The 22,934-nt window shown below is 70.3% G+C and carries 21 protein-coding genes; 7 read left to right on the top strand and 14 right to left on the bottom strand.

Annotated features, from left to right (window positions below; genetic code table 11):
* Positions 1–81 precede the first annotated feature (81 nt).
* From ABZ463_RS00260 to ABZ463_RS00220, 9 genes are all read right to left on the bottom strand, one after another.
* Positions 82–1,164 carry a prephenate dehydrogenase gene (locus ABZ463_RS00260; protein ID WP_352009102.1) on the bottom strand — a complete coding sequence of 361 codons (1,083 nt, stop codon included), beginning with the start codon at positions 1,162–1,164 and terminating at the stop codon, positions 82–84.
* A gap of 33 nt (positions 1,165–1,197) precedes the next feature.
* Positions 1,198–1,557, bottom strand: a complete 360-nt coding sequence (gene aroH / locus ABZ463_RS00255) for a chorismate mutase (protein WP_352009101.1) — start codon at positions 1,555–1,557, stop codon at positions 1,198–1,200.
* Positions 1,558–1,611: 54 nt separating this feature from the next.
* Positions 1,612–2,328, bottom strand: a complete 717-nt coding sequence (locus ABZ463_RS00250) for a pseudouridine synthase (protein WP_352009100.1) — start codon at positions 2,326–2,328, stop codon at positions 1,612–1,614.
* Between the two features lie 1,019 nt (positions 2,329–3,347).
* The gene (gene scpB / locus ABZ463_RS00245) at positions 3,348–3,908 is read right to left on the bottom strand and encodes an SMC-Scp complex subunit ScpB (protein WP_352009099.1); all 561 of its coding nucleotides are present in this window, start codon (positions 3,906–3,908) and stop codon (positions 3,348–3,350) included.
* Entirely contained in the window at positions 3,898–4,725 is an 828-nt protein-coding gene (locus ABZ463_RS00240; RefSeq protein ID WP_352009098.1) for a segregation/condensation protein A, read from the bottom strand. The genes scpB and ABZ463_RS00240 overlap by 11 nt, the downstream gene beginning before the upstream one ends.
* Before the next feature lie 49 nt (positions 4,726–4,774).
* Complete coding sequence (locus ABZ463_RS00235; protein WP_352009097.1) at positions 4,775–5,716, bottom strand: ParA family protein; 942 nt, start codon at positions 5,714–5,716, stop codon at positions 4,775–4,777.
* A 99-nt stretch (positions 5,717–5,815) separates the two neighbouring features.
* Positions 5,816–6,757: a site-specific tyrosine recombinase XerD gene (locus tag ABZ463_RS00230; protein WP_352009096.1), complete on the bottom strand. Its 942-nt coding sequence runs from the start codon at positions 6,755–6,757 to the stop codon at positions 5,816–5,818.
* Positions 6,754–7,398 (bottom strand): NUDIX hydrolase, encoded by a 645-nt coding sequence (locus tag ABZ463_RS00225; protein WP_362772206.1) that lies wholly within the window; start codon positions 7,396–7,398, stop codon positions 6,754–6,756. Before ABZ463_RS00225 ends, ABZ463_RS00230 begins: the two co-directional genes overlap by 4 nt.
* A 5-nt stretch (positions 7,399–7,403) precedes the next feature.
* Positions 7,404–9,074 (bottom strand): CTP synthase, encoded by a 1,671-nt coding sequence (locus tag ABZ463_RS00220; protein WP_352009094.1) that lies wholly within the window; start codon positions 9,072–9,074, stop codon positions 7,404–7,406.
* Positions 9,075–9,230: 156 nt separating this feature from the next.
* Here ABZ463_RS00220 and ABZ463_RS00215 point away from each other — a divergent pair, with 156 nt between their 5' ends.
* The 4 genes from ABZ463_RS00215 to ABZ463_RS00200 all read left to right on the top strand — a co-directional run bounded on the left by ABZ463_RS00215 (position 9,231) and on the right by ABZ463_RS00200 (position 12,825).
* Positions 9,231–9,956 (top strand): acyltransferase, encoded by a 726-nt coding sequence (locus tag ABZ463_RS00215; RefSeq protein ID WP_352009093.1) that lies wholly within the window; start codon positions 9,231–9,233, stop codon positions 9,954–9,956.
* Positions 9,957–10,174: 218 nt separating this feature from the next.
* Positions 10,175–11,332 (top strand): ScyD/ScyE family protein, encoded by a 1,158-nt coding sequence (locus ABZ463_RS00210; protein WP_352009092.1) that lies wholly within the window; start codon positions 10,175–10,177, stop codon positions 11,330–11,332.
* A gap of 134 nt (positions 11,333–11,466) precedes the next feature.
* Positions 11,467–12,057 carry a DUF4126 domain-containing protein gene (locus tag ABZ463_RS00205; protein WP_352009091.1) on the top strand — a complete coding sequence of 197 codons (591 nt, stop codon included), beginning with the start codon at positions 11,467–11,469 and terminating at the stop codon, positions 12,055–12,057.
* A 141-nt stretch (positions 12,058–12,198) separates the two neighbouring features.
* A complete protein-coding gene (locus tag ABZ463_RS00200; protein ID WP_362771598.1) occupies positions 12,199–12,825 on the top strand; it encodes a hypothetical protein in 627 nt (208 codons plus the stop codon).
* A 59-nt stretch (positions 12,826–12,884) separates the two neighbouring features.
* Here the strand turns inward: ABZ463_RS00200 and uvrB are convergent, their stop codons facing one another.
* Complete coding sequence (gene uvrB, locus ABZ463_RS00195; protein ID WP_352009089.1) at positions 12,885–14,996, bottom strand: excinuclease ABC subunit UvrB; 2,112 nt, start codon at positions 14,994–14,996, stop codon at positions 12,885–12,887.
* A gap of 188 nt (positions 14,997–15,184) precedes the next feature.
* On the opposite strand from uvrB, the gene ABZ463_RS00190 reads away from it, so the two are divergent.
* From ABZ463_RS00190 to ABZ463_RS00180, 3 genes are read left to right on the top strand one after another with little or no spacing between them, the layout of a single operon-like run.
* A complete protein-coding gene (locus ABZ463_RS00190) occupies positions 15,185–16,828 on the top strand; it encodes an SPFH domain-containing protein (RefSeq protein WP_362771596.1) in 1,644 nt (547 codons plus the stop codon).
* Positions 16,829–16,830: 2 nt separating this feature from the next.
* Positions 16,831–18,093, top strand: a complete 1,263-nt coding sequence (locus ABZ463_RS00185; protein WP_352009087.1) for an SPFH domain-containing protein — start codon at positions 16,831–16,833, stop codon at positions 18,091–18,093.
* 26 nt (positions 18,094–18,119) lie between these two features.
* Complete coding sequence (locus tag ABZ463_RS00180) at positions 18,120–18,893, top strand: sporulation protein (RefSeq protein WP_352009086.1); 774 nt, start codon at positions 18,120–18,122, stop codon at positions 18,891–18,893.
* A 103-nt stretch (positions 18,894–18,996) separates the two neighbouring features.
* Here the strand turns inward: ABZ463_RS00180 and ABZ463_RS00175 are convergent, their stop codons facing one another.
* The 4 genes from ABZ463_RS00175 to rpsA form a co-directional block, all read right to left on the bottom strand.
* The gene (locus ABZ463_RS00175; protein WP_362771593.1) at positions 18,997–19,866 is read right to left on the bottom strand and encodes a PIG-L family deacetylase; all 870 of its coding nucleotides are present in this window, start codon (positions 19,864–19,866) and stop codon (positions 18,997–18,999) included.
* 193 nt (positions 19,867–20,059) lie between these two features.
* Positions 20,060–20,659, bottom strand: a complete 600-nt coding sequence (gene coaE, locus ABZ463_RS00170) for a dephospho-CoA kinase (RefSeq protein ID WP_362771591.1) — start codon at positions 20,657–20,659, stop codon at positions 20,060–20,062.
* A gap of 20 nt (positions 20,660–20,679) precedes the next feature.
* Complete coding sequence (locus tag ABZ463_RS00165) at positions 20,680–21,129, bottom strand: GNAT family N-acetyltransferase (RefSeq protein WP_352009464.1); 450 nt, start codon at positions 21,127–21,129, stop codon at positions 20,680–20,682.
* Between the two features lie 165 nt (positions 21,130–21,294).
* Positions 21,295–22,776: a 30S ribosomal protein S1 gene (rpsA, locus tag ABZ463_RS00160; RefSeq protein ID WP_352009083.1), complete on the bottom strand. Its 1,482-nt coding sequence runs from the start codon at positions 22,774–22,776 to the stop codon at positions 21,295–21,297.
* Positions 22,777–22,934 lie beyond the last annotated feature (158 nt).

Raw genomic sequence — 22,934 nt, 5'->3', positions numbered from 1 at the left:
GTACGAGGCTACCGGGAACGGCGAGGCGATCGCGCATCGGACGACCCGCGGCCCGCCGTGAACGGGCCGCGGGGACCGCTTCTAGGGAAGCTGCCAGCCGCCCGCCCGCAACGCCTCCGACAGGGCCGGTACGGCCTCCGGCTGGACCTGCAGTTCGGCGGCGCCCAGGGGCAGCCCCGGGGTGTGCTCAAGGCGGACGTCCTCGATGTTGACACCCGCCGCCTCGGCCACCTGGAACAGCCGGGCCAGCTCTCCGGGGCGGTCGCCGATGACGACCTGGACGCTCGCGTAGGCACGCGCGGGACCGCCGTGCTTGCCGGGAATCCTGGTCGTGCCCACCACACCGCGGCGCAGCAGGCCGGTGACGCCGTCCATGCCGGCGTTCCCGTCCGCCGGGGCTGCGGCGGCGCGCAGCGCGGCGGCGGCGGTGGCCAGATCGTCCGCGATCGCCTCGAGCACGTCGGCGACCGGCAGCGCGTTGCCCGACAGGATGCCGGTCCACAGCGCCGGGTCCCCCGCCGCGATGCGGGTGACGTCACGGACCCCCTGACCGGCCAGGCCGAGCGCGGTCCCGGAGGCCTCGGCGAGCCTGGCGGCCACCGCGGAGGCGGCCACGTGCGGGGCGTGCGAGACGACCGCGACGGCCCTGTCGTGCTCGTCCGCGCCGACCTCGACGGCCTCGCCGCCGCAGAGCTTGATCAGGCCGCGCAGAGCCTCGACCGCGTCGGGCGAGGTCTCCTCCGTCGGGCACAGCGCCCACGGCCTGCCCAGGAACAGGTCGGCCCTGGCCGCCGCCGGGCCCGAGCGCTCCCTGCCCGCCAGGGGGTGCCCCGGCGCGTAGGTGCTCAGGTCGCAGCCGAGCGCCGCCGCTCCCTCGATCGGCAGCCGCTTGACGCTGGCCACGTCGGTGTAGAAGCGCGCCGCGCCCTCCCGCTGCAGACGGGCGATCTGGTCGGCGACGAGGTGCGGCGGGACCGCGACGACCGCGAGCCCGACCCGCCGCCCGTCCCACTCGACGCCCGCGCCGAGTTCCCGCGCCAGCCGTACGGCTCCCGCGTCGCGGTCGGCCAGGTGGACGGGGACGTCGTGGCCGCGCAGGGCGAGGGCGACCGAGGTACCGATCAGGCCCGTGCCGACGACGAGGACGCTCTCAAGGCCGTTCACACGCACTCCTCCGGCGTGACGCTTGGACGGGGGTCACTGGGCGATGTCGACCCGCAGGGCCGCCGCGCCGTGCAGGTAGACATGGTGGATCTCCTGACGCGGCCGGTCGGTCTCCACGTGCGCCATCAGCCGTACGACGCGGGGCAGCGCGCCCGGGACGTCGATCTCCGAGGCGCAGATCAACGGGACGTCGTGAAAGCCGAGCTTGCGTGCCGCCAGGGCGGGGAACTCGGCGTTCAGGTCGGGCGTCGCGGTGAAGATCACACTGATCACGTCGTCGGTGGTGAGCCTGTTGCGTCCCATCACCTCCGTGACCAGCTCGGTCACCCCGGCCAGGATCGCGTCCCTGTCGTTCGCGTCGACCTGGACCGCCCCGCGGATCGCCCGCACCATCGTCGCTCCTTCGTGTCCTGAACGTGTATGTCGGGGAAGGTTACCGGCCTCGGGTCACAGACCCACGGCGGCGTAGAGTTCCCCGACCTCCTTGAGGGTCAGCGCGCGGATCGTCCCCGGCTTGAGCCTGCCGAGTTTGACCGGGCCGAACTCGATACGGGCCAGGTCGATGACCGGGTGCCCGACCTCCTCCAGCATGCGGCGGACGATGTGCTTGCGCCCCTCGTGCAGGACGATCTCCACCAGGGCCTGCTGGCCGTGCTCCTGGACGATGCTGAAGGAGTCGGCCTTGGCGATGCCGTCCTCAAGCTCGACGCCCTTCTTCAGGCGGTGGCCCAGGTCACGCTCGATCCTGCCCGGCACCTTCGCCCAGTACTTCTTCTGCACGCCGTAGCTGGGGTGGGTGAGCCGGTTGGCCAGTTCCCCGTCGTTGGTGAGCAGGATGAGGCCCTCGGTCTCGGTGTCGAGACGGCCCACGTGGAACAGCCGCTCGGTGCGGTCGGCCACGTAGTCGGCCAGCGAGGGGCGGCCGTCGGGGTCGGACATGGTGCTGACGACGCCGAGCGGCTTGTTGATGGCGAGGTAGACGAGGTCGGGCATCGTCGGCAGACGCTTGCCGTCCACGTGGATGACCTGCTTGGCGGGGTCGACCCTGGCGCCGAAACGGCGGACGGTCTGGCCGTCGACCGTCACCCTGCCCGCGCCGATCATCTCCTCGCACGCCCTGCGGCTTGCGACGCCCGCCTGGGCGAGGACCTTCTGCAGCCGCACACCGCCGGGAACCTCGGTGGTGTCGCGCTCGTCGACGTAGTCGGAGTCGTAGAAGTCGAAGTCGCGCTTGGGCTGGCGGGCGGTCTTGAACCGGTCGTTCTCGATCCCCCCGGGCCGCAGAGCGGGCTTCTGGCCCTGCCGGTCCTTCGCCGAGGCGCCCTTGGCGGGCGCGGGACGGCGCTCGCCGTAGGAGTCGGCCCGGCCACCGCCGATCGTACGGACCTCCGCGCCACGGCCGGTCTTGCCGTAACGACCTCGGGAACCGCCACCGCGGTTCTCCCTCGGACCGCCCTCCGGCCTGCCGTACCGGCCGCGCGAGCCGCCGCGCTCGTCGGAGAACCCACCACGGTCATCGCGACGGGGACCCTCAGAACGGAACCCACCCCGATCGTCACGACGCGGACCCTCAGAACGGAACCCACCCCGGTCTTCAGAGCGGAAACCGCCCCGGTCATCACGACGCGGACCCTCAGAACGGAACCCACCCCGGTCATCGGAACGGAAACCGCCCCGGTCATCACGACGCGAGCCCTCAGAACGGAACCCACCACGGTCATCGGAACGGAACCCACCCCGGTCATCACGACGCGGACCCTCAGAACGGAACCCACCACGGTCATCGGAACGGAACCCACCCCGGTCATCACGACGAGGGGAATCCTGCCGGAAACCGCCCTCCGGCCTGCCGTACCGGCCGCGTGAGCCGCCGCGCTCGTCGGACTGGAACCCGCCGCGTGACCCGCCGCGCTCCGCGCGGAAGCCGCCACGGTCCTCGGAGCGGAAGCCACCCCGATCATCGCGACGCGGGCCCTCGGAACGGAACCCGCCGCGATCGGCGCGGAAACCACCGCGATCGTCGCTCCGGGGACCGCCACGGGAGGCGCCTCGCGAGGCGTCCGGGCGGAAGCCGCCCTGCGATCCGCCTCTGGAGTCGCCGCTCCCGCGGTAGCCGCCACCGCGCGGGGCGCCGCCACGGCCTCGACCGCGTCCATCACCGGACGGGGTACCACGCCTGCTGTTCACTGCTTCTGCTCCTCTAGGTTTTCCACGTCGTCTGGCAGGAAGGGCGCGAGTTCCGGAAGCTCTTCGAGCTCCCGCAGGCCCATCCGCTCAAGGAAATATGAAGTCGTCCGGTAGAGCAACGCCTGCCCCTCCGGATCGGTGCCGGCCTCCTCGACCAGCCCCCTGGCCACCAGCGTGCGCATGACGCCGTCGCTGTTGACCCCTCGGATGGCCGCCACCCTGGCCCGGCTGACCGGCTGGCGGTAGGCGACCACGGCCAGCGTCTCAAGCGCCGCCTGGGTGAGCCGCGCCTGCTGGCCGTCACGGACGAACCGTTCGACAAGGGCCGCGCATCCGGCCCGCGTGTAGAACCGCCAGCCGCCCGCGACCTCTCTCAGGTCAAAACCCCGGCCCTGGGCCGTGTATTCCGCCGCCAGCGCCCGAAGCGCGGCGGAGATCTCGGGAACGGGCCGTTCCAGCGCCTGGGCGAGGATCGTCTCGGCGACCGGCTCGTCGACCACGAGCAGGATCGCCTCAAGCCCGGCGCGCAGGCCGGGGCCGGACGCCTCATCGGTCATCGGAGGGCTCCTTACCCGCGCTCGCGTCGTAGTCGTCGGCGACGGTCACATCACCGTCGTCGCTGCCGGTCCAGGTCACATGCAGCTCGCCGAGGGGCTCGACCTGCTCGAAGGAGACCGCCGCCTCCCGGTAGAGCTCCAGGACGGCCAGGAAACGAGCGACAACCTCGAAGGTGCCCGTGCAGTCGGAGGTGAGAGCGCGGAAGGTCGCCCGGCGCATGCGCCGCAGCCGCTGGACAAGGATAGCCGCCTGTTCGCGGACATTGGCGAGCGGTTGGTAGATGTGGGCGACGGAGACCGCGGGGGGAACCCTGGGTGCGAAGGCGCGCCGGGCCAGCTCCGCCAGCCGTTCCGGGCCGACGCCGAGGACCAGCGTGGGCAGCAGGTTGGCGAACCTCGCCTCCATCGGCACGATCCTGGGGAAGCGCAGGGCCTCCTCCGCCATCCGGGAGGAGAAGACCTTCACGACCTCCTTGTAGGCGCGGTACTGCAGGAGACGGGCGAACAGCAGGTCCCTGGCCTCAAGGAGCGCGAGGTCCTCCTCGTCGTCGACCTCTCCCGAGGGCAGCAGCCTCGCCGCCTTGAGGTCGAGCAGGGTCGCGGCCACGAGGAGGAAGTGGCTCGTCTGGTCGAGGTCCCATTCAGGGCCCCTGGCCCGGATGTGGGCGATGAACTCGTCGGTGACCTTGCTGAGCGAGACCTCGGTGATGTCCAGCTTGTGCTTGGAGATCAGGCCGAGCAGCAGGTCGAAGGGACCCTCGAAGACCTCCAGGTGCACTCTGAAGGTGTCGTCGGCCGTCTGTGCCTGCTCGGTCATCCCGTCATTGTCCCGCACCGGGATCCCGGTCACCGCGGGTGAGGGGTGGTTACTCGGCGTTCCACCTGGCGAGGACCTCGCGGGCCAGCTCCCGGTAGGCGCTCGCGCCGAGTGAGGAGGGGTCGAAGCTGGTGATGGGCTCTCCGGCGACCGTGGCGTCGGGGAAGCGGACCGTCCGGTTGATCACCGTGTGGTAGACCTTCTCGTCGAACGCCTCGACCACCCGGGCGAGCACCTCACGGCCGTGCAGGGTGCGCGCATCGTACATGGTGGCGAGCAGGCCCTCGATGACCAGGTCCTCGTTGATGCGCTGCTGGACCTTGATGATGGTGTCCATCAGCAGCGCGACACCACGCAGGGCGAAGAACTCGCACTCCAGCGGCACCATGACGCCGTGCGCGCAGGCCAGCGCGTTGATCGTGAGCAGACCCAGGGACGGCTGGCAGTCGATCAGGCAGACGTCGTACTCGGGCAGCAGGGGCTTGATCACCCTGCCGAGCACCTGCTCGCGGGCGACCTCGGTGACGAGCTGGACCTCGGCCGCCGACAGGTCGATGTTGCTCGGCAGCAGGTCCATGCCCTCGACGCCGGTCTCCATCAGCACGTCCCTGGCGGTGATCTGCGGCTCCATGAGGAGGTTGTAGACCGTCAGATCGAGCTGGTGGGGGTTGATGCCGAGGCCGACGGACAGGGCGCCCTGCGGGTCGAAGTCGACCAGCAGCACCCTCAGCCCTGCCTCGGCCAGCGCCGCGCCCAGGTTGATGGTCGTGGTCGTCTTGCCGACGCCGCCCTTCTGGTTGACCATGGCCACGACGCGCGCCGGTCCGTGCACCGTACGAGGGGATGGGTCGGGGAACACCGGGCGAGGCCGCCCGGTGGGGCCGAGAACGCCCCCGCTCCGGGGGGTGCCGGTGGTCTTGGTGTCCCCCCATGGATTCTCGGGGTTTCCAGGGGCCGTCCCCCGGCCAGAACCGTCGGTGGTCACAGTCACCAGTCGAACCTCCCTGACGGCCTCGAACCGGACCGTCCGGACGGACACTATGGCGTCAACACGTATGCGGCAAGGCGGCACGCCCGGACACGACAAAGGTCAATGCCGCACGCGCGGATGCGCGGCGGCACAGGCCTCACGGAGTTTGTCGACCGTGACCAGGGTGTACACCTGGGTGGTGGTCACCGAGGCGTGGCCGAGTAGTTCCTGAACCACCCTAACGTCCGCGCCCCCGTCCAGGAGGTGTGTTGCGAACGAATGTCGCAAGATATGGGGGGAGATTCCCGCCAGCCCTCCGCGTTCGGCCGCCGCCTGCAGCACCTCCCAGGCCCCCTGCCGGGTGAGCCTTCCGCCTCTGGCGTTGAGGAAGAGCCCCGAACCACCCCTGCCGTGGGCGGCGATGCCGGGACGGGCGCGGGTGAGGTAGACCCTGAGCGCCTCCCTGGCGAAACGGCCGAGTGGCACCAAACGGGAGTGTCCGCCCTTGCCCCGCAGCCTCACCCGCTGGCTGGCCGGGCTCAGGTCGACGTCCTCGACCGCGAGCCCGACCGCCTCGGAGATGCGGGCGCCCGTGCCGTACAGCAGTTCGAGCAGCGCCCGGTTGCGCATCGTGAGCGGCGCCCCCTCCGGACCCGAGGCCGCGATCAGACGCTCGACCTCGTCCACGCTGATCGCCTTGGGCAGGCGCCTGAGCTGGCGCGGCGGACGCACCCTGCGGGTGGGGTCGTGGTCGCAGACGCCCTGACGCAGGGCGAAGCGGTGCAGACCCCGCACCGAGGAGACCGCGCGCGCCGTCGAGCTGTCCACGAGCGCCCGATGCTCCTCGTCTCCCTCCCGCAGCGCGGTGAGGAAGGCGGCGACGTCGGCCTCCGCGACCTCGCCGAAGGTGGCGCGGCCGCGGTTCCTCAGGTGTTCCAGGTATCGAAGGAGGTCACGACGGTAGGAGGCCAGGGTGTTGGCCGCCAGGCCCCGCTCCACCGCCAGGTGGGCGAGGTAGCTGGCCAGGACGACCTCCGTCTCGCTCAGGGCTCCTCCTGTCATGCCTCCGGTGCGTCGGCGGGCCGCAGCGAGGCGAAAGCATCCGCCGAAGCGGCGTATGCGGCGAGAATACCGGCCACGGCTTGGGAATTGTGGATCATTCCCGCCAGGGCACGGCGAACCGCGTCTGACAGGGGGATCCAGACCACCGGCATGTCGGACTCCTCGTGTCGTCCGACGAAGTCGAACTCCCCCTCGGGGATGAGGCTGAGGTCTCTGGCCAGGAAGATCCTGGTCCGCTCCCCCGTCATCCCGGGCGAGGTGAAGGCGTCGACCAGGGTGTGCCAGGTCCGTGCCCGGTAGCCCGCCTCCTCTGCCAGCTCCCTGGCTGCCGCCTCCTGCAGCGGCTCGTCCTCGACGTCCCGCAGGCCCGCGGGCAGTTCCCACAGCAGGTGCCCGGCCGCGTGGCGGTACTGCCTGAGCAGCAGCACACGGTCCTGGTCGTCGAGCGCGACCACCGCGACGGAGCCGGGGTGGAGCGCGTAGTCACGGTTGACGACCTCTCCGTCCGGCATGACCACGGCGTCGGTCACCACGGTGATGACGCGCCCGCTGAAGTGCCTGACCGAGGAGACGACCTTCCACTCCTCGGGGACGTCCACGACGTCCAGAACAGCGGTGTCCTTGACAGCGTCGCTGGTGATGTCGCTCACTTGCTCCTGCCCGCCTTGGCCGCGGTGCCGCGGATGTCGGCGTAGGTCAGGGCCGCCCCGATCAAACCCTTGAACAGGGGGTGCGGGCGGGTGGGGCGGGAACGGAACTCGGGGTGCGCCTGGGTGCCGATGAAGAACGGGTGCACGTCGACGGGAAGCTCGGCGTACTCCACGAGACGGCCGTCCGGCGAGAGCCCGGAGAAGACCATGCCGATCTTCTCAAGCTGCTCGCGGTAGGAGTTGTTGACCTCGTAGCGGTGCCGGTGGCGCTCCTCGACCTTGGCCATGCCGTACAGCTGGCGGGCCAGGGAGCCCTCGGAGAGTTTGGCGGGGTACAGGCCGAGGCGCATGGTGCCGCCCATGTCGCGCTCGCCGGAGACGACGTCCTCCTGGTCGGCCATGGTCGAGATGACCGGGTGGGTGGTCTCGGGGTCGAACTCGGTGCTGCCCGCGTCCTCGACGCCCGCAAGGTTGCGGGCGGCCTCGATGACCATGCACTGCATGCCCAGGCAGATGCCGAGCAGCGGGATCTTGGTCTCTCTCGCGTGCCGTACGGCGCCCAGCTTGCCCTCGATGCCGCGCACACCGAATCCACCGGGGATCAGCACACCGTCGACGCCGTCGAGCTCACGGGCCGCGCCCTCGGGGGTCTCGCAGTCGTCGCTCTTGACCCAGCGGATGTTGACGCGGGCGTCGTTGGCGAAGCCGCCCGCGCGCAGCGCCTCGGTGACCGACAGGTAGGCGTCGGGCAGGTCGATGTACTTGCCGACGAGGGCGATCGTGACCTCCTTCGCCGGGCGGTGCACCCGGCGAAGGAGCTGCTCCCACTCCTTCCAGTCGACGTCGCGGAAGGGCAGGCCGAGGCGGCGCACCACGTAGGCGTCCAGGCCCTCGGAGTGCAGCACCCTGGGGATGTCGTAGATGCTCGACGCGTCGACGGCGGAGACGACCGCGTCCTCGTCGACGTCGCACATGAGGCTGATCTTGCGCTTGAGGGAGTTGGTGATCGGCCGGTCGGAGCGGCACACGATCGCGTCGGGCTGGATGCCGATGCTGCGCAGCGCGGCGACCGAGTGCTGCGTCGGCTTGGTCTTCAGCTCGCCGCTCGGCCCGATGTACGGCAGCAGCGACACGTGCAGGAAGAAGACGTTGTCCCGGCCCACCTCGTGGCGGACCTGGCGGACCGCCTCAAGGAAGGGCAGCGACTCGATGTCGCCGACGGTGCCGCCGACCTCGGTGATGACCACGTCGACGTCGGGGCCCGCCATGGCCCGGATGCGGTCCTTGATCTCGTTGGTGATGTGCGGAATGACCTGGACGGTGTCGCCGAGGTACTCGCCACGGCGCTCCTTGGCGATGACGTTGGAGTAGACCTGGCCGGTGGTGACGTTGGCGGAGCCGTGCAGCTCGGTGTCGAGGAAGCGCTCGTAGTGGCCGACGTCGAGGTCGGTCTCGGCTCCGTCGTCGGTCACGAAGACCTCGCCGTGCTGGAACGGGTTCATCGTCCCGGGGTCCACGTTGAGGTAGGGGTCGAGCTTCTGCATGGTGACCCGCAGGCCCCGCAGCTTCAGGAGGCGGCCGAGGCTGGAGGCCGTCAGTCCCTTGCCGAGGCTGGAGGCGACGCCGCCGGTGACGAACAGATGCTTGGTGTGTGCGGCGCTGCGCAAGGAGTCTCCCGTGGTCGTCATAGATCAGTCGGCGCGTCCTGCTGACGGCCTACATGTCCACGGGCTCTCAGAATATCAAACGGTTCCCGTGATCGGCCCGTACATCCCCTGACCCGCATTTCGCCGTCATATGACCTGACGGTACCTTGGGCCGCTATGTCACTTCGTGGTGTGGTACGGCGTGCCATGGGCAGCCTTGTGCACCGTGTCTGGTCCGCGGTCCGCACCGTGGGCGCGGTGAGCGCCACCAGCCCCGCGGGCTACCGCTTCCGCCGCATCGGCGAGGGCGCGTGCCTCGCCTTCCCCATGGGGGCCGTCTTCGGCGAGGCCTGGATCGAGATCGGCGCCCACACCCTGGTCGGCGAGCGGGTGTCGATCTCCGCGGGCATGGGCCCCGGCGTCGACCTCGGCCCCGTCTCGATCGTGCGGATCGGCGAGAGCTGCTCGATCGGCAGGGGCAGCCACATCGTGGGACACCAGTCGATCGACATCGGCGACCATGTCTTCACCGGCCCCTACGTGTACATCACCGACCAGAACCACGTCTACGACGACCCGGAGACGCCGATCGGCCGTCAGTGGCCGCGCAACAACCCGGTGGTCATCGGTTCGGGCTCCTGGCTCGGCACCGGCGCGATCATCCTGCCGGGGACCAGGATCGGCAGGCAGTGCGTGGTCGCGGGCGGCGCCGTGGTCCGCGGCGAGTTCCCCGACCACAGCGTGATCGCCGGGGTGCCCGCCCGGGTCGTGCGCCACCACGTGCCGGGGCGGGGATGGTTGCCGCCCCACCTGGACGGCACCTCGGCCGGCCGTGCCGGGACCGTGGCCGCGGACCGGGCCCTCGGCGCGTCGGCCGCACCGGCGGGCTCGACACCGCCGTGACCCCCGCGCCCGGGGCCGGTCCGTCGGCCGTCGGCTGAGAGGCGCCTGCGGGGTCGTCCGCCGGGAGGCGGAGGGACGGTCACCCGCCCGGGGGAAATCGCCGCGCAGCAGGGTGGATTGTGGCGTTTTTTCCTTGTGAGCGACCCGAAGAAGCTCGTAGCTTTCCGGGTGTTCGCCCCGGCTTGACGGATATGGCGGGGATCGTGGAGGGGATTGCGTTGAGCGGAGTTCGTATCGGCCGCAGGCTGCTCGCTGCTGCCACAGGAGGAGTCGCGGCACTGGCCGTGACGGCCGGTCCGGTGACGGCGGCACGGGCGGACGGCGGCGCGCCCGAGGTCGTCGCCAAGGGCCTCGACAGCCCGCGCGGCATCTCCTTCGGTCCCGACGGTGCCCTCTACATCGCCGAGTCCGGTCACGGCGGCAAGGTCAAGTGCGCCATGACCCCCGCCAAGAAGGGGGAGAAGGCGGAGAAGATGTGCTTCGGCCTGACCGGGCGGATCAGCGTCCTGAAGGACGGCAAGACCTCCGTGCTGGTCGGCGGCCTGCCCTCGGCTGCCAGCGGCCCGTTCGCCCTCGGCCCGCACGACGTGGCGTTCACCCCCAAGGGCGACCTGCTGGTGACCGTCGGTTTCTCCGGCGACACCGCCTTCCGTGCCAAGCTCGGCCCCAAGGCCAGGACCCTGGGCACGCTGCTGACCCTCTCCACCAAGGGCAGGCGGCTGTCCTTCGCCGACCTGGCCGCCCACGAGACCAGGCACAACCCGGACCGCAAGGACAAGGGCAGCGCCGTGGACTCCTACCCGTTCGGCCTCGCCCCGCTGCCCGGCGGCGGCGCGCTGGTCACCGACACCGGCGGCAACTCCGTGCTGCGGGTCGACCGCAAGGGCAGGGTCAGCACCGAGGCGGTCCTGCACGCCAGGTCCGTCGCCGCTCCCCCGGCCCTCAAGATGCCCAAGGGCAGCAAGATTCCGATGCAGTCGGTGCCGATGGGCATCGCCAAGGGCCCCGACGGCGCCTACTACGTCGCCGAGCACGGCGGATTCCCCAACCCCGAGGGGGCGGCCCGGGTCCTCCGTCTCAAGGACGGCAAGGTCACCACCGCCGCACGCGGCTTCACCACGGTCGCCGACGTGACCTTCGACGCCAAGGGGCGGCTGATCGTCCTGGGGTCCGCCGGACCGCTTCCCGCCAACGGCATGAGCAAGACCACCGTCTACCGCGTCGAGGGTGACGGCACCCGTACCGAGCTTCTCAAGCCCGGCACGCTGACCACCCCCCTCGGCGTGGCCGTAGGCCCCGACGGCGCCGTCTATGTGGCCGACAAGGCCATGGCGCCCGGCAAGGGCGAAATCCTCCGGATCCCCGTTTCGGAGTAGCCCGCGGGAACAGGCGGGGGCGTGTCCATCACGGACACGCCCCCGCCGCCGTTTCGCCCGGCACCGGAACCCGGCGGGATCCACCGGTGTCCCGAGGACGTTGAATGGGAGGACCGAGACACCACGGAGGCACGATGCTCGCGGCACTGACAGGCCTTGGACTCTCCACCGCGGCGGGGCTGAACGCCTACATACCGCTGCTGGTCGTCGGCCTGCTCGCCAACCTCACCGACCAGGTGCGGCTGCAGCCGGAGTTCGCCTGGCTGGCCAACGGCTGGGTGCTCGCGATCGTCGGCGTGCTGCTGGTCGCCGAGTTCGTCCTTGACAAGGTCCCGGTGGTCGACAGCGTCAACGACATGATCCAGACCGTGATCCGCCCGCTGTCCGGCGGCGTGGTCTTCAGCGCGACCGAGGCCGCGGCCCGGCTCGACGGCTCCGACTGGATGACCCACAACCCCTGGGCCGGCTGGGTGCTCGGCATCGGCGTCGCGCTCGCGGTGCACGTGATGAAGGCGACCGCCAGACCGGTGGTCAACGCCACGACCGCCGGGGTGGGGGCACCGGTGGTGAGCACGATGGAGGACGTGGGGTCTCTCGCCATGGCCCTGGTCGCGATCTTTCTCCCGGTCCTGGTCGTGATCGCGGTTGCCGTGCTCGCGGTGTTCGCCTGGTGGACCGTCCGCCGCCTACGGCGCCGCCGCGCCCTGCGGCGAAGTCCCGTCTGAACCCCGGCGCCCCGAGGCGGACACCGGCGGGGTGCACGGCGAGGTCCCTTCGGCTCCCGGCCGGGCCCCTCGCACGTCGCGAACCCCCGTGTGCACGGACAGGCGGGCTATGCTCGAAACACCTGTTTCCCCCGCCGGGAGGTGATCAAGATCACCACTTTCCTCACCATCGTGCTGGTGCTCATGGTGCTGTTCCTTCTCGCCGGAGGTGTGGGCGTCTACCTCCTGGTCAAGCTCGGCAAGAAGGCCACGAAGAAGGCCAGGAAGGTGACCGAGCGGGTGGCCTCCCAGGTGGCGGCGATGGACCCGGGCCAGGCCGGTGAGACCGAGCGGATGCGCCTGGACCTGCGCAAGGAGGTCTCCCTGACCCGGCAGGCCGTCGACCAGGCGCTCCAGGCCGGATGGGGGCTGGGTGACCTGCCGCGGCTGGTGGCCGAGATCGGCGTGCACGCCGACCAGCTGGACGGCCAGCTCGCGCTCTACGCCCGGCACAGCCGGAACTCCGCCTACGTCGACCACGCCTCCCTCGGCCGTCTGCGCGAGCACCACGCCAAGCTGACCACCTCGTGCGCCAGAATCCGGGCGGACCTGCTCAACGACCAGATGACGCACTCCGCGAACGGCATCGACGACATCCGGGACCGGACCGACCTGGAGATCGAGGCGCGCCGCCGCGCTCCCGACCCCCTGGACGAGATCGACGAGCTCTACCGGCGCACCGCGGTGCCCCGTTTCCCCGACGACGAGCGCCGCTCAGACCACCGCTGAGAGGCTCCGCCGAGGCGGGCGGGGCCGTACGGCACCCGCCCGGGTTCCGGCGGGCCGGGTCAGGAGACCCCCGCCTCGCGCATGTCGCGGACCTCGCGCTTGAGCTCCTTGATCTCGTCACGCAGCCTGGCGGCCACCTCGAACTGCAGGTCCGCCGCCGCCTGGTGCATCTGCTCGGTGAGCGACTCGACCAGGGCCTCAAGCTGCGCCCTGGGCATCTCCCCCGCGATCGCCCTGGCGTGCTGACCGGCCTGCTTGACCGCGAAGCCGGGGACCGGGGCCTTGCCGCGCGACTGCTGACGGCCGCTGCCCCCGAGGAGCTGGGCGGTGTCGGCGTCCTCCCGGTTGAGGGAGTCGAGGATGTCGGCGATCTTCTTGCGGAGCGGCTGGGGGTCGATGCCGTTGGCCTCGTTGTAGGCCGTCTGCTTGGCCCGGCGCCGGTTGGTCTCCTCGATCGCCCGCTCCATGGAGGGGGTGATCCGGTCGGCGTACATGTGGACCTGGCCGGAGACGTTACGGGCCGCGCGGCCGATGGTCTGGATCAGCGAGGTCTCCGAGCGCAGGAAGCCCTCCTTGTCGGCGTCGAGGATGGCCACCAGGGAGACCTCCGGCAGGTCCAGGCCCTCACGGAGCAGGTTGATGCCGACCAGCACGTCGTACTCGCCCAGCCGCAGCTCGCGCAGCAGCTCGATGCGGCGCAGCGTGTCGACCTCGCTGTGCAGGTAGCGGACCCTGATGCCCAGTTCGAGCAGGTAGTCGGTGAGGTCCTCCGACATCTTCTTGGTCAGCGTGGTGACCAGGACGCGCTCGTCCTTCTCCGCGCGGGTCCTGATCTCGTGGACCAGGTCGTCGATCTGCGACTTCGTGGGTTTGACGACCACCTCGGGGTCGACCAGGCCGGTCGGCCTGATCACCTGCTCGACGACGTCGCCGCCGGAGCGGCCCAGCTCGTAGGAGCCGGGCGTCGCCGAGAGGTAGACCGTCTGGTCGATCCGCTCCAGGAACTCCTCCCACTTCAGCGGGCGGTTGTCCAGGGCGGAGGGCAGCCGGAAGCCGTGCTCGACGAGCGTGCGCTTACGGGAGGCGTCCCCCTCGTACATCGCGCCGATCTGCGGGACCGTCTGGTGCGACTCGTCCAGCACCAGCAGGAAGTCCTCGGGGAAGTAGTCGAGCAGGGTGTTCGGCGCGCTACCCGGGGATCGGCCGTCCATGTGCCGCGAGTAGTTCTCGATGCCGGAGCAGGTGCCGATCTGGCGCATCATCTCCAGGTCGTAGGTGGTGCGCATGCGCAGCCGCTGGGCCTCAAGGAGCTTGCCCTGGCGCTCCATCCGCTGCAGGCTCTCTGCCAGCTCGGCCTCGATGTCCCGCACGGCCCGTTCCATCCGCTCGGGGCCCGCCACGTAGTGGGAGGCGGGGAAGATGTAGAGCTCCTCGTCCTCGGTGATCACCTCACCGGTCAGCGGGTGCATGGTGGACAGCTTCTCGATCTCGTCACCGAACATCTCGATCCGTACGGCGAGCTCCTCGTACTTCGGGATGATCTCGATCGTGTCGCCCCGCACCCGGAAGGTGCCGCGGGTGAAGGCCAGGTCGTTGCGGGTGTAGTGCATGTCGACCAGGCGCCGCAGCAGCGTGTCGCGCTCGATCTCCTGACCGACCTTCAGGGCGGTCATCCGGTCGACGTACTCCTGGGGGGTGCCCAGGCCGTAGATGCACGAGACCGAGGCGACCACGACCGTGTCGCGGCGGGTCAGCAGCGAGTTGGTCGCGGAGTGGCGCAGCCGCTCGACCTCCTCGTTGATGGAGGAGTCCTTCTCGATGTAGGTGTCGCTCTGCGGGACGTACGCCTCCGGCTGGTAGTAGTCGTAGTAGGAGACGAAGTACTCGACCGCGTTGTTGGGCAGCATCCCCCGCAGCTCGTTGGCGAACTGCGCGGCGAGCGTCTTGTTCGGCTGGATGACCAGGGTCGGCCGCTGCAGCCGCTCGATCAGCCAGGCGACCGTGGCCGTCTTGCCCGTGCCCGTCGCGCCCAGCAGGACGGTGTCCTTGTCACCCGCCCTCACCCGCCGCTCAAGCTCGGCGATCGCGGCCGGCTGGTCGCCGGAGGGGGTCATGTCGGTGACGACCTCGAAGGGGGCCACCTTGCGCTGCAAATCTGTTACCGGCCTCACCTCACCCACTGTAGGACGCCCCACCGACATTCCCGTCCCCTCTCCGGGAGCCCCGTAGGACACGGCGTTCAGCACCCGTTCAATCGGCTGTCAAGCCATCCGCAAGCCACATGTTCTTTACTGGCATCCCTGCAGGCAATCACAAAGCGTGATATATCGGGCTTTCGGACAAGACCCACGGAGGTGTGATGTCGCGGCCAAAAGAGGCCATCCAGGCGGCGGTCGCGGCCGCCCAGGCGTACGGCCAGGGCGGAGACCTGCGCCAGATCGCCGGGCAGGTCGCAGGCCAGCTCACCGGTCAGGTGACGGGACAGGCAGGGGAACAGGGCTTCACGCTCAACCCCACCGACTTCCTCGCCGCGCGTGAGCAGGGCGCGTCCGTCGGCACGCTGATCGAAGCCCGCAGCGCCTCGCTGAACGAGGCCGGGGAGATCGTCAACCGCAGCTTCAGCGGCAGCGGCCAGAACGGTGAGACGGTCCACGTGATCTCCCCCGTGGTGATCCCCAAGAGCACCACGGCACGGGTCGTCATCCCTCTGGTCGTCCTGGCGGGACTCGGCCTGGTCGGCCTGATCGCCAACGGCCTGCCCGAGGGCGCGCGGGTGCTGTTCGGCCCGCACTACTGGGCCGTCCTGGTGCTGGCCGCGGCGTTCCTGTGGTGGCGGCGCAGCGTCGTCATGGTCCCCGAGGGCTGCAAGGCGCTGATCACCAAGTTCGGCAAGCTCGTCCAGATCGCCGAACCCGGGCGGGTGACGCTGCTCAACCCGTGGAAGCGGGTCAGCTACATCGTCAACACCACCCGTGAGTACCCCTTCAACGCCCCCATCCGCGAGGCCCCGACCCAGCAGGGCGTCAAGGCGAGCGTCGACCTCTTCCTGCAGTTCCGGATCGAGGACCCGGCCGAGTTCATCTTCGTCCTCGGCTCGGTCGGCGGCTTCCAGGCCAAGCTGCAGAACGCGATCAGCGAGGTGACCCGCTCCCTCATCTACGCCCAGCGCGCCGAGGACATCTACGACCTGGTCGGCGAGAGCACCCTGGGCATGCTGGACAGCCTCAACCAGCAGTTCCTGCCCGCCGTACGGCTCACCGACGTGAACATCACCCACGCCGAGCCCTCCAGCCAGGAGTACCGGATGGACCTGGCGGCGCCGGAGATGATCAGGGTCGCCAAGGAGGCCTACACCTACGAGTACGAGCTGCAGCTGCGCAAGGAGCAGAACGAGGGCGACCTGGTCAAGGAGCTCGCCGGGCTGCAGGAGCAGCTCTCGGCCATCCACGCGGAGATCGCGGGCTACCAGGCCCGGATGGACACCGCTCTGGAACGCGCCTCGAACCAGGCCAAGGCCCAGGCGGGCCAGCGGCTGGTCGAGGCCGAGTCGACGGCGAAGGCCAACGCGGCGCTGCTTGAGGCTCAGGCGCTGGACATCAGGGCGCTGAGCGCGGCGCAGGCGCCGGAGATCCTGGACCACCGCTTCCAGCAGGACCTGCTCGACAGGCTCGAATCCGTCGCCGCCCACCTGCCCCGCGTGGTGCAGGTCGGTGAGACGACGGACATCGACCTGCTCGCCCTGGCCGGGCAGCTCGTCGGCGGCGGGGAGGCCCGGCTGTTCTCCGAGGCGGACACCGCCGCGATCCGGGCGCGGATCACCGAGATCAGCCGCCGTGTCGAGGACCGCGAGGCCGAGATCACCGCCCTGCTCAGCCAGGACGCGGGCCAGGAGACCGGTCAGGGCGCCGACCAGGGCGCCGGCCGGGAAACCGCCCAGGTCACCGATGGGGAGCCCGCGCACGCCCCGCACGCCGTACCGCCCGCCGCGCAGGAAGACGCCTGAAGATGAGCAGAGAGTTCTCCAAGATCAAGGAATCGCTGGCCTCCTGGTCGGAGATCCGCCAGCTGCTGCGCGGCGGCGAGTCCGGCCAGATCGTCCCGGTCGTGATCCCCAAGGACCGCAGGGGTTTCGCCTGGGTCGCGCTGCTGATGTTCGCGCTCTACCTCGTGGGCACCGCTCTGCTCGGCGGTGGCGGCGTCCTGTCCGCCCTGGCCGCCGTGGGCGCGGTGTTCTTCCTGCTGACCGCCCTGGTCTGGCTGTGGCGCAGGGCCATCGTCGAGATCGAGGAGGGCACGACCGGCGTGCGCAGCCGGTGGGGGGCGATCGTCGGCACCCTGCCCCCCGGCCGTCACTACCTGTGGCTGCCCTGGGACCGGGTCGACGCGGTCGTGGACACCTCGACCGAGATCCCCTACTCGGCGCCGATCGCGGCCTGCCCGACGGCGGAGAACGTGCCGCTGAAGTCGATCGAGTTCTTCCTGAAGTTCCGCATCGTCGATCCGGTCGCCTTCGTCAGGACGATCGGGGCGGGCAACTTCGACCTCGTGCTCAGCAGCGCCGTACAGGACGCCATCCGCCAGCGCAGCCGCAGGGTCCACACCGAGCGGGCCTACGACCTGCGCGGCTCCGACGTGGGAGACATGCAGGAGCTGCTGACCCGCCAGCTCGGCAGGTACGGCGTGCGCATCACCGGCGCGAACATCCCCGACGTGCAGCTGCCCGACCAGTACCAGCAGCACCTGGCGACCCGGGAGAAGGTCGCCAAGGAGCTGTCGGCCTTCGAGCGTGAGTGGGAGCTGACCCGCAAGCGCCGCATCGACACCCTGCTCATGGAGATCGAGCGGGCCAAGAAGACCAGGGACGCCCGTATCGTCGAGGTCAGGGCCGCGGCCAACACCGCCCGCAAGGACGTCGCCCGCATGCTGGAGGAGCACGAGACGCAGGCCCAGCGGGTGCGCTGGGAGATCGAGGCCAGGGGCAGGGCCGAGCTGACCTCGGCGGAGAACGAGGCCAAGGGGCTGCGCAGGCTCGCCGACTCCTACCGTGACAACCGCGCCGTGCTCCAGTACGAGCTGGCCCGCCGCCGTCTCGACGTGGGCGCCAAGCTCGCCGAGAACGCCCCCCGCCCGATCGTCGTGCGCACCGGCGGCGCCTCAGGCGAGACCTCTCCGCTGGCCACCCTGCTCCTCGCCCAGCTCCTGCCGCAGCTCAGCGCGGACGGCGGCGCGGGGAACGGCCAGGCCAAACCGTCCGTTGAACCCAACTGAAACATCTCAACCCCGGGAGTCCCCCAATGGTGTTCCGTAAACTCATGGCCGCCTTCGGCGCCGGCGTCGAGGTCGACACGGTGCTGCTGAACTCCAACGTCCGCCCCGGCGAGACCCTGCGCGGACAGGTCAACTTCCGCGGCGGCGGCTCCGACTACCGGGTGGAGGGCATCTTCATCGACTTCACCGCGGTCGTCGAGGTCGAAAGCGGCGACAACGAGTACAAGACCACCTACAGCTTCCTGCGCCAGCAGATCACCGGTTCCTTCCACCTGGCCGCGGGAGCGCCGCAGTCGGCCCCGTTCGAGATCCCCGTCCCGTGGGAGACCCCGATCAGCGCCATCGGCGGCCACCCGCTGCGCGGCATGCAGCTCGGTGTCTCCACCGAGCTGTCCCTGGCCGGGGCGCTGGACAAGGGCGACCTCGACGCGCTGTTCGTCAACCCGCTGCCCGCCCAGGACCACGTGCTCGGCGCGCTCGACAACATGGGCTTCCGCTTCAAGAAGGCCGACCTGGAGCGCGGCACGCTGCACGGCTCCCGGATGCCGTTCTTCCAGGAGATCGAGTACTACGTCGGCCCCGAGTACTCCCGGCACTTCAGCGAGCTCGAACTGACCTTCATCGCGGGCCCGCGGGCGGTGGACGTCATCCTGGAGGCCGACAAGCGCGGCGGCTTCCTGACCTCGAGTCACGACACCTACAACCGGTTCACGGTCCACTACGACGACCACCCCGGCCAGGTGGAGCAGTCGCTGCGCGCGGGCCTGCACTCGATGGCCCAGCGCCGCGGCTGGTTCTGACCCGCCTTTCACGGCTGCGCCCCGGCGGCCGCCTCCCGCCGACCGGGGCCGCTCCCCCGCCCCCCACGCCCCCCGGGCGCGCCACCCCTCGCCGTGACGTCCCTCACGGCGAGGCCTCGCCGGGGCCGCGGTACATCCGCCGCAGCCAGGCGTCGTAGCGGCGGCCCGAGCCCGCCCGGTAGTCGTGTCCCCGGTAGACGGCGAAGGCCTCGCGCTTGATCTCGTGTTCGGCGGGGGTGAGGTTGGGGGGCAGGGGCAGCGTGGTGTAGCCCCGGTAGACGACCACCCTGACTCCCGGCGGGGCGGCCGCCGCCGCGAACCTCGCGGCGGCGATGTGGTCGGGGTGGTCGGCGACGCCCGGCGGCGGGTCCGGATCGAGGGTGTTCAGCACCGAAGGCCGGAAGACCCGCATCAGCCCGCGGAGCGCCTCCAGGACGTCGGAGCGGGACAGGCAGACGGAGGGCCTGGTGAAGGGGCGCACGCAGCTCAGGTCCTCTGAGGCGGCCCACAGGCGGCTCAGGGCGCTCCTTCCGCCGTCCGCCCTGGGGTCGCCGCCGTCGGGCAGTCCGGCGAAGACGAGCCGGACCTGTGGCCTGTCCGCCAGCGTGTCCACCTCGGCCCGGATCCTGCCCACGGTCATCAGGTTCCGCCGCCACCGGTCACGAACCCCGGCGGCCCAGGCGTAGGCGGCCCTGACCCCCCGCTGCCTGTCGATGCTGTACCGCCTGGGCGGGTGCCCGTCGCCGACCCCCGCCGTCCCCTCCCCCGCGGTGAGATAGACGGTGACGGTGCTCGCGCCACGCGCGAGCAGCCTCAGCAGGTCGGGGCTCATGAAGAGCAGGTCGTCGTCCGGATGGGCGGCGATCTGGAGGTGGAGGCCCTCGGGCGTCCCGCCGGACATCAGGCTTCCCGGCCCGGGCAGGCCGGGGCTCGGCGACAGCAACGGCGCGAGGAGAAGAACGACGGCCGTCACGGCCGCCATGATCCCGCCCACACCTCGAACGCCCCGCACGTCGCCCCCCGCCGCCGATGAAAGTAACTCGACGGTAAAGGAGCGGATCCCCCGGCCACCTGAGCCGATTGGACGATTTACGGTAAGGCGTCCTCATCCAAGAGGATCGTCCTTTCTCGTCCCATAGGCGGAGCCCAGCCGTACGCCCTCGCGCTCAGGCCTTCGCGCGTGCGGCCAGATCGGCCCACAGAGCCTCCACCCGGGCCTCCAGCTCCTCCAGGGACCCCTCGTTGGGCACCACGACGTCGGCGGCCCTCAGCCGCTCCTCACGGCTCGCCTGGGCGGCGATCCTGGCCCTGACGTCGGCCTCGGTCATGCCGCGCAGCGTCAGCAGCCGTCCGGCGCGCGTCTCGTCGGCCGCGTCGACGACCACGACCACGTCGTACATCGGGGCGAGGTTGTTCTCGACCAGCAGCGGCACGTCGTAGACGACGATGGCGTCCTCGTCCGCCTGGCTCTGCAGTTCGGCGACCCGCTCCCCGACCAGCGGGTGCACGACGGCGTTGAGGGAGGCCAGTTTCTCGGAGTCGGCGAAGACGATCGAGCCGAGCCGTCCCCGGTCGAGCGAGCCGTCCTCGCGCAGGACGTCCGGACCGAAGATCGCGACGATCCGTTCCAGCCCCTCGGTTCCCGGCTCGACCACCTCACGGGCGATCATGTCGGCGTCGATCACCATGGCGCCCCTGGCGGCCAGACGCCGTGACACCTCGCTCTTGCCGGAACCGATCCCTCCGGTGAGCCCCACCTTCAACATGGTCCGCAGAATACGCGCCGCTACCGCTGCCTGCGCAGGTGGACCAGGGTCAGGTGGTCGCTCATCCGCTCCCGGTGGGTCTCACGGTAGCCGCGCCGGCGGTAGAGCCGCAGGTTGCCCTCCGACAGGTGCCCGGTGAACAGGTCGAACGCCAGGGCGGAGCCCATCTCCCCGTGAAGGGCGTCCAGCAGGGCGCCGCCGACACCCCCACCCTGCAGGTCGGGCGCGACCACCAGGCGGCCGACCAGGCAGGTGGTGCCGGACATCTGCCCGCGAACCGCCCCGGCGATCCGTCCGTCCCGCCTGGCGACGAGCACGACACCGGTCCGTATCGCCCGCTCGACCTGCTCGGCGGACTCGACCAGAGGCGGGATGAACGGATCGCCGTAGAGCTGGGCCTCGCTCACGTACGCGGCCCGCTGGACCGTGAGGATCTCTCCCGCGTCCGCGGGGGCCGCCCGCCCGATCATGGTCACCCGCCAACCCTAGCGTGGCCGGCGACGGGTGAACCCGGCCCCCGGCACCGGACAGGCCGGGAGCGCGCCCCGGGCGGATCGGCGGGCACGAAAAAGGGCCCCGCCTGAGCGGGGCCCTTCCTCGGATCTTCAGATCGCCACATCAACCACTGGAAGAGGTCAGCTCTGACCGCCCGCGAGCTTCTCCCGCAGGGCGGCGAGAGCCTCGTCGGAGGCAAGAGCGCCCGCCGCCGGAGCGGAGGAGCTCGAACCGGAGGCCGGGGTCTCGCCCGAGTAGGAGGTGGGGGCTGCCTCGCCCGCCTCCGCCTCGGCCTTGCGGGCCTCCTCGATCTGACGCTTGTGCGCCTCGAAGCGGGTCTGGGCCTCGGCGTACTGCCGCTCCCACTCCTCGCGCTGGCGGTCGAAGCCCTCAAGCCACTCGCCGGTCTCGGAGTCGAAGCCCTCGGGGTAGATGTAGTTGCCCGAGTCGTCGTAGGTCGCCGCCATGCCGTACAGCGTGGGGTCGAACTCGACGTCGGCGCCCAGCGCGCTCTCGTTGGCCTGCTTGAGCGACAGCGAGATCCTGCGGCGGTCGAGGTCGATGTCGATGATCTTCACGAAGATCTCGTCGCCGACCTGGACGACCTGCTCGGGGATCTCGACGTGGCGCTCGGCCAGCTCGGAGATGTGGACCAGGCCCTCGATGCCCTCCTCGACGCGGACGAACGCGCCGAACGGCACCAGCTTGGTGACGCGGCCCGGCACGACCTGGCCGATCTGGTGGGTGCGGGCGAACTGCTGCCAGGGGTCCTCCTGCGTCGCCTTGAGCGACAGCGAGACCCGCTCGCGCTCCATGTCGACGTCGAGAACCTCGACGGTGACCTCCTGGCCGACCTCGACGACCTCGGAGGGGTGGTCGATGTGCTTCCAGGACAGCTCGGAGACGTGAACCAGTCCGTCGACGCCACCGAGGTCCACGAAGGCACCGAAGTTGACGATCGAGGACACGACGCCCTTGCGGACCTGGCCCTTCTGGAGGGTGTTGAGGAACGTCTGGCGAACCTCGGACTGGGTCTGCTCCAGCCAGGCACGGCGGGACAGGACCACGTTGTTGCGGTTCTTGTCCAGCTCGATGATCTTGGCCTCGAGCTCACGGCCCACGTAGGGCTGCAGGTCGCGGACCCGGCGCATCTCGACCAGCGAGGCGGGAAGGAAGCCGCGCAGACCGATGTCGAGGATCAGGCCGCCCTTGACGACCTCGATGACGGTGCCGGTGACGATGCCGTCCTCGTCCTTGATCTTCTCGATCGTGCCCCAGGCGCGCTCGTACTGGGCGCGCTTCTTGGACAGGATGAGACGGCCTTCCTTGTCCTCCTTCTGGAGGACAAGGGCCTCGACGTGCTCGCCAACCTCGACGACGTCCGCCGGGTCGACATCATGCTTGATCGAGAGCTCACGCGAGGGGATGACGCCCTCGGTCTTGTAGCCGATGTCGAGCAAAACTTCGTCTCGATCGACCTTGACGACGGTGCCCTCGACGATGTCGCCGTCGTTGAAGTACTTGATGGTCAGGTCGATCGCTGCGAGGAACTCTTCCTCGGAGCCGATGTCGTTGACCGCTACCTGCGGGGTGCTCGAGGTGGCCTCAGTGCTGCTCGTCATGTGTGGAATTGCTCCGAACGCGGACAGATGTCGATGTGGCGAACACGCGGCAGGCCTCTTATCGTTCAGCCGGGAATCCACCGGCCTGATCGAGCGCGAGCCCACTCGGTCCGAGACACACGCGAGCCCACAGCGCAGCGATCAGCATATGAGAACAG

It is taken from the genome of Streptosporangium sp. NPDC020145 (assembly GCF_040631275.1).
GTDB lineage: Bacteria > Actinomycetota > Actinomycetes > Streptosporangiales > Streptosporangiaceae > Streptosporangium.
The sequence above is the reverse complement of the archived record's forward strand: the minus strand, read 5'-3'. Positions and strand labels throughout refer to the sequence as shown.